Below are 12,701 nucleotides of genomic sequence, written 5' to 3' on the forward strand. Positions count from 1 at the left end.
CATCGGCATGAGGCTTAACGGCCGTGCAAATGAGAACCCATATACGAAAGGACGATTGACTCATGGCGAATACACTGCTGAGCATTCAAGTCATTCCGCGTACGCCGGACGGCGGAGACAGCATCCCTTATGTGGATGAAGCCATTAAGGTAATCCAGGATTCCGGCGTCAAATACGAGGTCCATGCTTTGGAAACAACGATGGAAGGCGAGCTGCCCGAGCTGCTCCGTATCGTGGAGCGCATGCATGATGCGCTGGTGAAAGCCGGGAGTCCGAGCATCATCTCCCAAGTCAAAATCGCACATCATCCGCAGGGCATCAGCATGGATAAGCTCACGGAGAAATACCGTCCATGAAAAGCTGGTGGAGCTCGATATGGCCGCCCGTCGTGGCGGTCCTCTTCTTTTTGATCGTGTGGCAGGCTGCGGTCTGGATGTTCGATATCGAGAAATTCATTCTGCCTGCGCCGACGGCTATCGGGCATGAAGCCATCACCGGGGCGTCGGGACTTATGGAACACACCTGGGCTACCCTAAAGTTAACCGTGATCGGATTTGCCATCGGAACCGGTATCGGACTCCTGCTCTCTTTGGCTCTGCACAGGGTACCTTTTCTCAAAACAGCCCTTTATCCGCTTCTCATCTTAAGCCAGAACGTGCCGACCATCGCCTTGGCCCCGCTCCTCATGATCTGGTTCGGGTTCGGCATGCTGCCGAAGGTCATCGTCATTACGCTCGTTTGCTTCTTCCCCGTAGCCGTAGCGGCCCTCGACGGGCTGGCACGGACCGACCGCACGATGATGAATTATATGCAGATGACGGGAGCCACGCCGTGGCAAATCTTCACCAAGCTGGAGCTTCCGCACGCGCTGCCATCCATCTTCTCCGGTATTCGGATCGCGGCCACGTATTCGGTCATGGGGGCGGTCATCGGGGAATGGATCGGGTCTGACCGGGGAATCGGCTATTATATGATGCTGCAAAAATCCGGGTACCGGACCGATCGCGTATTCGTGGCCATTCTGGTTATCGTGCTGCTCAGCCTGCTCATGGTAGGCGTTATTACCCTGCTGGAGAAACGGCTGATCCGCTGGAACCGGAAGCATTGATTGGCATGGCTTGGCCATATAGATGCTCTCTGCTTCATAAGTTGAACGATTGGACCGGGATTCGGGGCAAATACATGCAGGGTTCCTCTAAGCATCGCGGCTGCTCCCCAGATTTAAATGGTTCTTTCAAATCCAGGTTACAGATAAGGTTGAAATCAGGGATCTTAATAAAGAAGGGAGGCTGCCCATATGCCGCAGCGAGCGACTGATTCCATCTTGAATTCAACCGGCGGCGCAGCCGCCGCCCCCGCTCCTGCCCTGGAGGTCCGGGGGATTCGCAAGGTGTTCCGCGAGCGGCGCAGTGAAGTGCATGTGCTGGAGGAGCTGTCGCTTAGGGTGCTTCCAGGGGAATTCGTATCGATCATCGGCCCTTCCGGCAGCGGAAAAAGCACGCTCTTTCACATCATCGGCGGATTGATTGCGCCTGATGCCGGCCAGGTCCTCATGGAGGGGCGGGAGGTCACTGGGGAGAAGGGCCGCATCGCCTATATGCCCCAGCAGCCGGCCTTGTTCCCGTGGCGGACGATTGAGGACAACGTCCTGCTGCCGGAGGAGCTCCGGGGGACCTCTAAAGCTTCCGCTCGCGCCCATGCCCGCGCTTGGATGGAACGGGCCGGGCTTGGCGGCTTCGAGCAGGCTTATCCGCATACCCTATCAGGCGGGATGCAGCAGCGCGCGGCATTTCTGCGGGCGCTCATGAGCCCGCAGGAGGTCATGTGCCTCGATGAGCCGTTCAGCGCGCTCGATGCCCTGACCCGAAGCGACATGCAGCGCTGGCTGCTCGATATATGGGAGGACACGCGGCGCTCGGTGCTGATGATCACCCATCATATTGAGGAGGCGCTGCTGCTCTCGGACAGCATCTATATTCTGTCCGCGCGTCCCGGCTCGGTTCTGAAACGGGTCGAGGTTCCGTTCACCCGTCCTCGCCGGGAGGATCTGCTGCTGGATCCGTCCTTCATCAAGCTGAAATCCGAGATTTCAGCCGTGCTGCGGCAGGAGCAGCAGAAACGCAATTGACTAGCAGGGACTGCTATCAGGACGCTGACTTGTTATGCTTCCGGCTGCATTCAAGATGCTGACTTGTTATGTTCCAGCCGCTGTCAGGTGCAGATTTGTTATGCTTCAGCCGATTGTAGGAAATGTTAACTTGCCATTCCTCGGAAGCTTCGGTATGCGTGCTATACCAACTTCATTTGATGCGGATTCAGATCCCATTCCTCAGACGGAACAGCCGGCTGCATGCATAAGCAAGCGGCCGGCTGTTATAGGTTCCGGCACGGAGCCGGATATATAAAGAATAGCTTCTATATAATATATGTAGAGACAAACTGTAAGAACATTGGAAACGAAAGGAGGGCTCATTATGGCATCCGGAACAGCTTCAACCTCATTACCGCTTGAAACGTATGATCGCGCGGATATCCCGCTCATCGATACGCATATCCATCTCGACAGCTATTCGCTTGCCGATCAGGAGAGCATCGCCTCGGCGCTCGCGATAGGAAACGTCCAATACATCATCACCGTGTCCATGAATCTGCCCTCTTGCAAGCGCAATCTGGAGCTGTCGCGAATCTACGGGGACTCCATTAAGCCTGCTTTCGGCTATCACCCGGAGCAGCCTCTCCCCTCTCCGGACGAAACCGAAGAGCTGCTTCGCTGGATGGAGAACCATGTCCAAGACATGGTGGCGGTCGGGGAGGTCGGCCTCCCCTATTATGCAAGACTGGAGGCTGAGTCAGCAGGACATTCGTGGGACAACGCGCCTTATATCGAGCTGCTCGAAAGATTCGTCGCCTTTGCGAAGAAGCACGATAAACCGATCATTCTGCACGCCGTGTATGAGGATGCGGATACCTCATGCGATCTGCTCGAAGCCTACGGGATCGCCCGCGCTCATTTTCATTGGTTCAAGGGCTCACGCGATACGTTAGACCGGATGGCCGCAAGCGGCTATCATATCTCCTTTACGCCGGATATCCTTTATGAAGAAGAGATCCGCGATATTGCGAGAATGTATCCTCCGCAGCTGGTCATGACCGAGACGGATGGTCCTTGGCCGTTCGAGGGTCCCCTTCAAGGGCAGACGACCCGACCGGAAATGACCGCCCTTGCCGCTGCCGCTTGGGCCGAGCTGCAGGGGATTTCCGAACAGGAAGCGCGCAGACAGCTGTATCGAAATGCCGCACGGCTGTACGGACTATAAAAGCGAACGATACATGCTGGCCGAAGGCAGCTTTTCGTTGGTTTCGACGGTTGATATACTATCCATGGTTCGCGAAGTAATGTGAAATCGGAATCTATGAATCTTGCGTTTCGGTAAACCGCTTCAAGTCAATCTTTATGCAATCGGCTTGTCCTCCCGAAGGAAGCGGTTATACTGATTAATCAGCTCGTCCAGCACCGCCGATTGCTCGAGGACCTTGGGATGATTAAAATCACGATATCGCTGCTTCATCTTATGAAGCTTATTTCTCTCTCGCTCGATATCAAATTTCATGCCGTCCTTCGTTTTCATGATTTATGCCTCCCTTATGTAATATTTTATACTTTAATGTAAAATTCTAGAATGTTTGATGTTAGACATCAGGGAGGCATAACACAGAGGCTCGGAAGCCTGTTATAATACGGAATAATCACTGCAGGGCTTGAAGTAGCGCGCCCCTTCACATAAAAACAAGGCCGTCCATGAGCAGAGTCTTCTCTGCCCGGACGGCCTTTTTCATATATAGATGCGAGTTCAAGTCGCCGGCTTTTCAGCACCGAAATTTGAACAGCCTCTATAAAATTATTTCAGGTACTTCTCCTGGTACGCCTTAGTCATTTCTTCCGTAATTTCCGCCATCTTCGGATCATTCTTGATCGTTTCGATCAATTGATCATACGCTTCAATCGGCTCCTTGCCCGTAATGACCATGACGCGCATGTCTTCCACTTTCTTGGAGATTTCAGGATAATATTTATTATACGCCTCCGAATACAGCTCTGCCGAAGGATTCGGCACCTTGACCGTCTTGCGCTCCGTTACGATCTCCACGTTGCGCTGATATACCTCATCCGGCATCCCCACGGCGCTGATCGCCATATCGTCGCTCACCAGATGAATCATATTGTTCAGGTTTCCGTCTCCCGTCTTATCGATTGCCGCTTGCGGCGTTGCCACCTTCTTGCCGTTCTCTACCTTGTAATGAACGCCCTCGAGGCCGTACGTCAGCATCTCGTTGCCTTCCACGCTGTAGCCGTAGTCAAAGAACTCCAGAATTTCCTTCACCTTGGCTTCCGGAACCTTCTTCGGGATCAGATATACGCCATAATACGGCGAGCCTGAAGGAGTATATTTCACCCCATTCGCATTTTCCAAATAAGCCAGCGGCATCAGGTCCGCCTTCGGATCAACCTCCTTCACCGGTTGACCGGTTACCCAGGCATGGTTCATGGACATGCCCCCGACTCCGGCCTTGGCGCTGCGCATCGTATCCATGACCTGCGAGAACTTCATGATGGCGAAGTCCTTAGGGAACAGGCCATCGTCATAAGCCTTTTTGATCCACAGCATAGCCTCCCTCGACGCATCCGACGTGATGATCGGAGATAGCGTATTATCCGGCTCCAGCTTCCAGCCCCCTTGCGTCTCGTTGAAAATATTATAAATATAAGCAAGCGCGCCCGGGTTGGCCGCGTACGGAATTTCATCCGCTTGGCCGTTCCCGTTCGGATCTTTCTCCTTAAAGGCCTTTAGCACGTTATAGAATTCGTCGAGCGTCTTGGGCGTTTCCAGTCCCAGCGCATCCAGCCAATCCTTGCGGATCATCGGGAACACGCCGCCGCCATAGCTCGGATAGTAGCGCGGAATAACCATGTTCTTGCCGTCGACCTTCGTGATCTCCCACATTTCCTTCAGCTCTTCGCGGTTTAAACTCGGATAATCCTTAAGGAACGGGGTCAAGTCCCAGAACACCCCTTGCTTCAGCATTTTCTGCAGCTGCGGGTTCTGCATCGATTCGACGAACGTTACTTCCGGCAGGTCGCCGGACGCAAGCATGACGTTAATTTTCTCCTCCGCCGTGGAAGGGGACAGCCAGGTGATGTTCAGCTTGGTGTTGGTTCGCTTCTCCAGCTCCTTCCAGAGAGGATTCGTGTTATCGATGAATTCAGTCGCGTAGTTCAGAGTCTGAATCGTAATGCTTGTCGGCTCTCCGCCATCCTTTCCGCCTCCGCTGCCGCTGGCGGTGCCTCCCGAGCCGCCACCGCATGCACTGAGCAGGAGCGAGCTGGCCAAGATCAGTAAGCTGGCCGTCTTAACAAGCGATTTTCCAGGCTTGAGCTTCATTGTTTTCATAAAATGGACCTCCCTTTATCATTGGATTGGCTTCTGTCTGAACCTGATGGATAATGGATGTTGTATCCATGTGTAACCATATATCGAATCATTCCTTGACGGAGCCTACCATCGCCCCTTTGGCGAAGTGCTTCTGCAGGAATGGGTACACCAGCATGATCGGCACGGTTGCAATAACGACCGCCGCCATTTTCAATGTTTCGGTCGGAACCTGCCGGTTCACTTGGAACGCAAACCCTCCGCCATTGCCTGATCCCATCGTTGTCGGATCGACGAGCATATTTTGCAGCAGCACCTGCAGCGGCCACATCTTCTGGTCGTTAATGAACATCAAGGCGTTAAAGTACGTATTCCAATAGCCGACCGCGAAGAACAATCCGAAGGCAACGAGGGCAGGCAATGACAATGGCAGAATGATGCGCCAGAACACGCCGATATCATTGGAGCCGTCGATCATGGCGGCTTCCTCCAGGCTGACCGGAATGCTGTCGAAGAAGCCCTTCATGAGCAGGACATACCATGCACTGGTCAAGCTCGGCAATATAAGCGACCAGACGCTGTCGATCAGTCCCAGATTGCGGACGACCAGGTAGAGCGGAACGAGCCCCGGCGTGAAGAGAAACGTGAGCAGCACCATGATCATCATCGCTTTGCGGAACCGCAGGCGTTTACGGGACAATGCATACGCCATCCCGCCCGTAACGAGCAGGCTGAGGAGCGTGCCGATCGTCGCCAGGAACACGCTCACCGATATCGAGCTGACAAATAATCCGTTCGACAGCAAATGCTTGTACGCATCCAGGGTCCAGACCCGCGGCCATAAAATCAGGCTTCGTTGATAATACTCCACCGGATCCGTAAACGAAAGAATCACGGTATAGTAAATGGGAAATATCGTTGCCAGACCGACGACCAGCAGCAGCCCGTTATTTACGAGGCTAAAGAGCCGCGTCTTCCAACCTTTCTCATGCATGCTTCCATCCTCCTTGTCTCGATGTTCTAGTACAAGCTTTCCTGGCCGTATCGTCTGGCCAACCGGTTGGCGGTAACGACCATAATGACGCCGACGATCGATTTAAACAATCCGATAGCCGTGCTGTAGCTGAACTCTCCCTGCCGGATCCCCACCCTGTAAACATAAGTGTCGAACACTTCGGCCACCTGGGTGACAGGCGCATTCATCATCAGATAAATCTGCTCGAATCCCGTATCGAGGATCGTTCCCAGGCGGAGTATGAGCAGGATCATAATCACATTGCGCATGGCCGGCAGCGTAACATGCCACATTCGTCTAAAGCGCCCCGCGCCGTCCATGACGGCCGCTTCATACAATTGAGGATCAACGCCGGCGATGGCCGCAAGGAATATAATCGTTCCCCACCCGACCTCTTTCCAAATGGACTGTGCCGTAAGCATGGCCCAGAAATAGTTCGGATTGGAGAGAATATCGACCGTCTCCCAATTCATGGACATGAACCACTTGTTGACCAAGCCCTCGGATTGCGAGAACATCAGATAAGTCAGGCCATAGATCAGCACCCATGACAAAAAGTGCGGAATATACACTAACGATTGGATCGTTCGTTTATAAAGGGAGCTTCGAACCTCATTCAGCATCAGAGCCAGTATAATCGGCGCCGGAAAAAAGAAAATCAAGCTCAGGAAGCTAATCGCAAGCGTATTGCGCAGCAGCATCCAGAAATCATTGTTGGAGAAAAAGCGGATGAAATGCTCAAAGCCTACCCAAGGGCTCCCCAGCACCCCGAAGTACGGCGAATACTCCTGGAAGGCAATGACGAGATTCGTAATCGGAACGTATTTGAAAATGATAAAAAAGATAAGGCCCGGCAAGGCCAGGACATACAAATATTTATCACGCGCTACATCCGCCCATAGCCGTCCCCACTTCGTTTTGGACTTCCCGGAAGTGGAAGCTTTCCTGCTTGCTCCCCTGTTCTTCGGTTCGATCTGAACGGTCTCCAGTTCTTTCATCGTTATTCCCTCGCTTTCAGCCTCGTCATCTCGTTTCGATCTGCCGTTCATTTGGAACGCATTCTAAATGTAAACGGTTCCAACGTTCCCTGCAATTTCACTTTTTTTCCGCGGGCCCTTCCCCTCGTTCCAATCGATGCAGCATCCGCGCAAAGCTTGATACGTCAAGCGGTCAGGCATGTCCATTTCCTTCTCTTGCACTTTTTTTCCTGGAGGTGATTTAGGCAGATACGACCTTTTCACTGCACCGCTCATTCGTTATGATAATACTTAATCCATCCCGGCTTACTTCGACCAAGCCTTTGATTTCGTTTATAACCAACCAGGGGGTTCATGCAATGAGGGCAAGAAATCTTGAAACCGATTTCAAAGGAATTATGTATTGGAGAAGCATAGCGCTTGCCGTGCTCTTAACATGCCTTCCCATCTCGGCCATAACGGCCGTTTATCTGTATGTAGGGAATCAGCATATGATCAATCAATATCAACAGCGGAACGAGGAAACCTTGGTCGACGCTGCGAGGCAAGTGGACGAGCAGTTCACGCAGCTGGTCCAATATGCGCTCAATATGGTGGTGAAGCCTCACTTTAAGCCTTCCTTGTCAGATATGGATTTTGTATCGAATATTGAAGAGACGGACGAGCTGTTCAATACGTTGAACCTGGTGGAGAATGCCGATCCTCTTGTCGACCAGGTATACCTCTATATCAAAAAGCAAAATAAAATCATGGAGCCTGATCTCGGCCTCCGATCGCTGGATCGGGAAAAGGATGCGGCCAGCTTCAAGAGTCTGATGGACGGGGATGCCGATATGTTCTGGGTGCATGATCTTGAGCGTCCTTTCAACAAAGGGGGCTCCACCCATGCGCTCGTGATGAGGCTTCCGTTCAACGGCCATACGCCGTACGGGGCCATCGTCATTTACATTGACCCATCGAAGCTGCACGTTATCCGCAATAGCGAGAATGTATCCTTCCTGCTGGATGACCAGGGCCATGTGATCGGGGAGTCCGGGATGAGCAGCCAAATGCCGGAGGCGATGCAAGCGATCCGGGAGCAGCTGATGCTGCGCGGACGCGAAGACGTCCAGACCTCCAATCAGCTGCGGATGAAGGTTCGGATCCCACAGGATGTATTGCTTGTAAATACCGTTCAATTTGAAAAGATGCAGCGGCAATGGACCTATGTATCCGGTACGCCGCAATCGGCAATCATCGCACCGACAAAACCGTACACGCATATCATTCTGATCTGCTTTGCTTTTGCGCTCGCGGCTTCCTTGGCAATAAGCTGGTATGCGTCCAAGAGCATGTACCGTCCGATCCGGAAAATGCTCCATATGATCGGCAGCGATAAAGCCAAGCCCGGCGCAAGGTATAATGAGCTCGATTACATAGAAAATGAGTGGAAGCAGTACCGGTTCTCCCATTCCACGCTGCAGAGCCAGTGGAGCCAATCGCTGCCGGCGATTCGCGAGGCTTATATCAATCAATTTCTGAGCGGACAGGCTGCCCATCTGACCGAGAGTGAATACGCGGCAAAGCTGCAGGAAATGGAGCTCGATATTACCGGCAAGCAGTTTGCGGCCATTGTCCTTCAGCAGCATACGCACGGGGAAGACCGGACACCGTTAACGGAAAATGATGAGCATCTCCTTACTTACGCCGCCCTGAATGTCATTCAAGAGCTGGCGGAGGATTTGAAGGCCTACGTTCATCCGATCAACTTCTTTGACGGCTCCTTCGGCGTCATCCTGATCGTCCCGGCCTCCTCCGATGCAGATGACGGGCGTGCCGACATCATCAAATCATTGTGCGATCAGATCATGCGCGCCCTGCGGGATACGCTGCGCATGACGGCAACCCTTGTGCTTGGGGGGCCGAGCCGGAAATGGACCGATGTTCCCCATCTGCTGGAGCAGGCCAAGCGGGCGCTGCATTACCGCTCCTTCGATGCCGGCAGTCAGGTGCTTGAGGCCGAAACGGTGCTGTCCCAGAAAAATGACTGGGTCGACTTTCCGCTGGAGCTGGAGCAGGAGTTCATTCATGCCTTGAATCTGGGGCTGCACGACAATGCACGGCGGTCCCTAAGCCGGTTCGTCACGGCCCTTCAGGCGGGAGGCGGCTCGGAATGGCATGTCCATCATGGGCTGATGCGGCTGCTTACCAGCGTTCATCGCTCCATGCTGCAGGCCGGACTGAACCCTTACCAGGTGTACGACTTCTCCAATCTGCAGGAGCAGCTGTCCCTGCTCCGCGATTCCAAAGCTTGCGTGGACTGGTTCCAAAGGGAGATTATCGAGCCCTATCTCGATCAGCTGAAGAAGAATTTCAACAGCTCCATGAAATCCCTGGTGGAACACGTGCTTGAGCAAATCGAACAGAACGGGATGCAGGATCTGTCCCTGGATACGATCGCCATGGAAGCCGGCGTCAGCGTATCTCAGCTAAGCAAGGCGTTTAAGCAGATGACGGGCACGAACTATGTGGACTATCTGACAACCGTGCGCATGAACCGCTGTAAAGAGCTGCTGCTCACGACCGACCTGCGGATTCATGAAATCGCGGAGGCCGCGGGGTACCAGCCCTCGTACTTCAATCGAATGTTCAAGAAGCTCGAAGGCGTGACGCCAGGCCAATACCGCCAGCAGGGCTCCGCCGATTAGTGTAATTGTACGAGAACCCCCTCCTCGATTGGAGCAGAATGAAAAAGCCGCAGGTTGGCTGCAACAGCAATCCACCTGCGGCTTGATTTCGTCTTGATAAATAGGTTTTTCCTATTGGATATTGGAAGGACAAGCGGACGAAAACTCTCCCTTTATCCGGGCTCCTCGCGGCTGTATCGTCCAGTTATGCCTGGCCCTCATTCTGCCGCTCGCCTACCGCTTCATGAAGCCCTTCCCCTCCAGGAATTCCTTCATATGCAGTCTCACCGGCTCGGCGAGGCGCTTGCCCATCAGCTCCGACCAAGGCGTGCGATTCTTGCCGTTCGTCCGCTTGGACAGGTATTCGGCGGAGATTTGGTCATATCGCTTCGCTTCTTCAATTGTCGCCCGGTCGTAGCTTTCCCGGTGCAGCACCGCTTCCACGGGGAGACGCGGGCGGAGGCCCGGCTGCTGGTCCGGATGGCCGAGACACATGCCGAATACGGGATAGACCAGCTCCGGCAAATCGAGCGCTTCGGCAAATTCGGCAATCCTGTTGCGGATCCCGCCGATATAAACGATGCCGAGTCCGAGCGATTCCGCGGCGATGGCGGCATTCTGCGCAGAGAGCGCAGCGTCTACCGTCGCAACGATGAAGTTTTCGGTCGAATCCTCATACGTCGGCTGGTCACCGACATGGGGCTCAGTTATTTTTTTCAGCCGGTACAGATCCGCGCACCATACGAGAAATACGGGACATTCCACAATATATGCCTGATTTCCCGCTAATTCCGCCAATCTTCTCTTCTTCTCCGAATCGGTAATCGCGATAATGCTGTAAGCCTGGACATTGCTGGACGTGGATGCCATCTGCCCGGCCGCCACAATCGTCTTCAGCTGCTCCTCCGTCACAGGCTCGTCCGTGAACTTCCGAATCGATCGATGATTCATTAACAAGGACAACGTATCGTTCATCAGCTATTCTCACTCCTAGGCTTTTGTAATATGAGGTATACTATCCTTTCCAGAGGCAAATGCTCCATTCTGTGCACATACCTGTCTGCCTCCTCGCTTGGCATTCGCAGTTAAACCATGATGGCGCACCGCACGAAAGCTGATCGCTCGGACCGACTTGCCATGCATAGTTGTACCAAAAGTCATTATCCCCTTGCGTGGTACTTTCAATCTATTATGTAACTTTGGACTTGGAGCCGCAAGCTTCCGCGCCCCGCCAGCATACGAAGGGAAGCACCGCAAAAAAACCGGCGTGCTATGGCGAGATAGCAGCCGGTTTCTATTCAGCCCGAAGCTGACAGCCTACGGATTATTCCATTGCCTTCCCTTAAGATACGACGTCGTATCCCTGATCTTCGATGGCTTCCTTCAGCGCGTCAAGGCTTACCTTGGAATCATCATATTCAATGCTTACGGTGCCTGATGCAAGATCTACGGTTCCCGAAGCTCCGGCATTCTTCAGCGCGCCTTCAACCGAATTTACGCAATGATTGCAGGACATGCCTTCTACGGTTAATGTCACTTGTTTCATGATGCTCCTCCTCCTATCGATCGTTTCATCTTACACATCTTCACTGTACTATACCCCCGGTAGGTATGTAAAGTCCATGATTACGCATGTTTCTGCAATAAAAACACGAAAAAAGTAGGAAGATTTATCCTTTAATTTTGCTATAATGAAAACAATATCAACGCTTTAATTGCAATTCATACAATTTCGGACAACATCTCCCCAGCATCCTCAAAATTTTTTCCATAAAATTTGAATATTGTTGCAGGAATTACCAATCGAGTGTCGAACTCTCTTATTACGGAAGTAATGAATGATGAAAGTAGGAATTCGATCATGGTATTTGACGGTATTATATTAGGGATACTTGTCGGACTGATTCGGGGCGGTTTCCGTCACGGACTGCAGCAATTCAGCAAGATTCGCCTGAAGGGCGGCCTTATATTCCCGATCCTCCTGATTGTGCAGCTGCTCATATTCCGCTTTCAAGAGAATATCGGTTGGTTGGCAGACGCGAGCGGATATATATTTATGCTCATCTACGTTGCAGGCATGATTTTCCTATGGATGAACCGGGATCAGAAGGGCTTCGGCAGCATACTGGCAGGGGTGTTCCTTAACTTCCTCGTCATGGCCGTCAACGGCGGCAGAATGCCGGTGTCAATGAGCGCCGCATCTGTCCTGGATCCTGTCTATGTGGACATGCTCATGGATGCGACGGCGACAACCAAGCATTACCTGATGGATGCATCAACGCGTCTTGCATTCCTCGGCGACATCATTCCATTATCTCCGCCATATCCGAGAACACAGGTTATCAGCATCGGCGATATTATCATGAATATCGGAATATTCTTCTACATCGTTCATCTCATGACTTCCGGTAAGAATACCGCCGTTAAGAACATCATGCGCAAGCAAGGCAAGCCTGAACATGTGGAACCGCAAAATTAATCATACATCAAACTACCTGGAAAGGAGGGAGAACTATGAAGAAAACTGATAAAATCAAGTATTCCCGCATCGTGCTGAATGCGATCATCGTTGCTTCCGTTGTTGTCGCCCTGACTTCCGGTTACAGATTGGGAT

At 52.6% G+C, this 12,701-nt stretch carries 12 protein-coding genes; 6 read left to right on the forward strand and 6 right to left on the reverse strand.

Translation table 11 applies throughout. The features are described from left to right. The first annotated feature begins 62 nt into the window (after window positions 1-62). From NST44_RS02560 to NST44_RS02575, 4 genes are all read left to right on the forward strand, one after another. On the forward strand, window positions 63-356 hold the full coding sequence (locus NST44_RS02560; protein WP_340897672.1) for a thiamine-binding protein: 294 nt from the start codon (window positions 63-65) through the stop codon (window positions 354-356). Then, entirely contained in the window at window positions 353-1,108 is a 756-nt protein-coding gene (locus NST44_RS02565) for an ABC transporter permease (RefSeq protein WP_007130527.1), read from the forward strand. Before NST44_RS02560 ends, NST44_RS02565 begins: the two co-directional genes overlap by 4 nt. 189 nt (window positions 1,109-1,297) lie before the next feature. After that, window positions 1,298-2,128: an ABC transporter ATP-binding protein gene (locus NST44_RS02570; RefSeq protein WP_340897675.1), complete on the forward strand. Its 831-nt coding sequence runs from the start codon at window positions 1,298-1,300 to the stop codon at window positions 2,126-2,128. A 346-nt stretch (window positions 2,129-2,474) separates the two neighbouring features. Next, complete coding sequence (locus NST44_RS02575) at window positions 2,475-3,317, forward strand: TatD family hydrolase (RefSeq protein WP_340897676.1); 843 nt, start codon at window positions 2,475-2,477, stop codon at window positions 3,315-3,317. A 135-nt stretch (window positions 3,318-3,452) separates the two neighbouring features. Here NST44_RS02575 and NST44_RS02580 read toward each other — a convergent pair whose 3' ends face one another. From NST44_RS02580 to NST44_RS02595, 4 genes are all read right to left on the reverse strand, one after another. Further along, entirely contained in the window at window positions 3,453-3,629 is a 177-nt protein-coding gene (locus tag NST44_RS02580; protein WP_028404736.1) for an aspartyl-phosphate phosphatase Spo0E family protein, read from the reverse strand. Window positions 3,630-3,899: 270 nt separating this feature from the next. Next, window positions 3,900-5,450, reverse strand: a complete 1,551-nt coding sequence (locus NST44_RS02585; protein ID WP_340897678.1) for an extracellular solute-binding protein — start codon at window positions 5,448-5,450, stop codon at window positions 3,900-3,902. Between the two features lie 88 nt (window positions 5,451-5,538). After that, complete coding sequence (locus NST44_RS02590; RefSeq protein ID WP_007130532.1) at window positions 5,539-6,423, reverse strand: carbohydrate ABC transporter permease; 885 nt, start codon at window positions 6,421-6,423, stop codon at window positions 5,539-5,541. 26 nt (window positions 6,424-6,449) lie between these two features. After that, window positions 6,450-7,442: an ABC transporter permease gene (locus NST44_RS02595; protein WP_007130533.1), complete on the reverse strand. Its 993-nt coding sequence runs from the start codon at window positions 7,440-7,442 to the stop codon at window positions 6,450-6,452. A 338-nt stretch (window positions 7,443-7,780) separates the two neighbouring features. Between NST44_RS02595 and NST44_RS02600 the strand changes: the two genes are divergently transcribed. Continuing rightward, window positions 7,781-10,108: a helix-turn-helix domain-containing protein gene (locus tag NST44_RS02600; protein ID WP_028404735.1), complete on the forward strand. Its 2,328-nt coding sequence runs from the start codon at window positions 7,781-7,783 to the stop codon at window positions 10,106-10,108. 213 nt (window positions 10,109-10,321) lie between these two features. On the opposite strand, the gene nfsA is transcribed toward NST44_RS02600, so the two are convergent. Both nfsA and NST44_RS02610 read right to left on the reverse strand, forming a co-directional pair. Next, window positions 10,322-11,062: an oxygen-insensitive NADPH nitroreductase gene (nfsA, locus tag NST44_RS02605; protein ID WP_210094351.1), complete on the reverse strand. Its 741-nt coding sequence runs from the start codon at window positions 11,060-11,062 to the stop codon at window positions 10,322-10,324. A gap of 367 nt (window positions 11,063-11,429) precedes the next feature. Beyond that, complete coding sequence (locus tag NST44_RS02610; protein WP_007130536.1) at window positions 11,430-11,633, reverse strand: cation transporter; 204 nt, start codon at window positions 11,631-11,633, stop codon at window positions 11,430-11,432. Between the two features lie 315 nt (window positions 11,634-11,948). Between NST44_RS02610 and NST44_RS02615 the strand changes: the two genes are divergently transcribed. Beyond that, entirely contained in the window at window positions 11,949-12,566 is a 618-nt protein-coding gene (locus tag NST44_RS02615) for a DUF5317 domain-containing protein (RefSeq protein ID WP_210094224.1), read from the forward strand. Window positions 12,567-12,701 lie beyond the last annotated feature (135 nt).

The sequence above is a fragment of the Paenibacillus sp. FSL W8-0919 genome (genome assembly GCF_038003785.1).
GTDB classification, from domain to species: domain Bacteria; phylum Bacillota; class Bacilli; order Paenibacillales; family Paenibacillaceae; genus Paenibacillus_AQ; species Paenibacillus_AQ lactis.

Excerpts from the sequence above, each read along its gene's own strand:
- NST44_RS02560 (WP_340897672.1), top strand. The coding sequence starts at position 63 with ATGGCGAATACACTGCTGAGCATTCAAGTCATTCCGCGTACGCCGGAC.
- NST44_RS02565 (WP_007130527.1), top strand. The coding sequence starts at position 353 with ATGAAAAGCTGGTGGAGCTCGATATGGCCGCCCGTCGTGGCGGTCCTC.
- NST44_RS02570 (WP_340897675.1), top strand. The coding sequence starts at position 1,298 with ATGCCGCAGCGAGCGACTGATTCCATCTTGAATTCAACCGGCGGCGCA.
- NST44_RS02575 (WP_340897676.1), top strand. The coding sequence starts at position 2,475 with ATGGCATCCGGAACAGCTTCAACCTCATTACCGCTTGAAACGTATGAT.
- NST44_RS02580 (WP_028404736.1), bottom strand. The coding sequence starts at position 3,629 with ATGAAAACGAAGGACGGCATGAAATTTGATATCGAGCGAGAGAGAAAT.
- NST44_RS02585 (WP_340897678.1), bottom strand. The coding sequence starts at position 5,450 with ATGAAAACAATGAAGCTCAAGCCTGGAAAATCGCTTGTTAAGACGGCC.
- NST44_RS02590 (WP_007130532.1), bottom strand. The coding sequence starts at position 6,423 with ATGCATGAGAAAGGTTGGAAGACGCGGCTCTTTAGCCTCGTAAATAAC.
- NST44_RS02595 (WP_007130533.1), bottom strand. The coding sequence starts at position 7,442 with ATGAAAGAACTGGAGACCGTTCAGATCGAACCGAAGAACAGGGGAGCA.
- NST44_RS02600 (WP_028404735.1), top strand. The coding sequence starts at position 7,781 with ATGAGGGCAAGAAATCTTGAAACCGATTTCAAAGGAATTATGTATTGG.
- nfsA (WP_210094351.1), bottom strand. The coding sequence starts at position 11,062 with ATGAACGATACGTTGTCCTTGTTAATGAATCATCGATCGATTCGGAAG.
- NST44_RS02610 (WP_007130536.1), bottom strand. The coding sequence starts at position 11,633 with ATGAAACAAGTGACATTAACCGTAGAAGGCATGTCCTGCAATCATTGC.
- NST44_RS02615 (WP_210094224.1), top strand. The coding sequence starts at position 11,949 with ATGGTATTTGACGGTATTATATTAGGGATACTTGTCGGACTGATTCGG.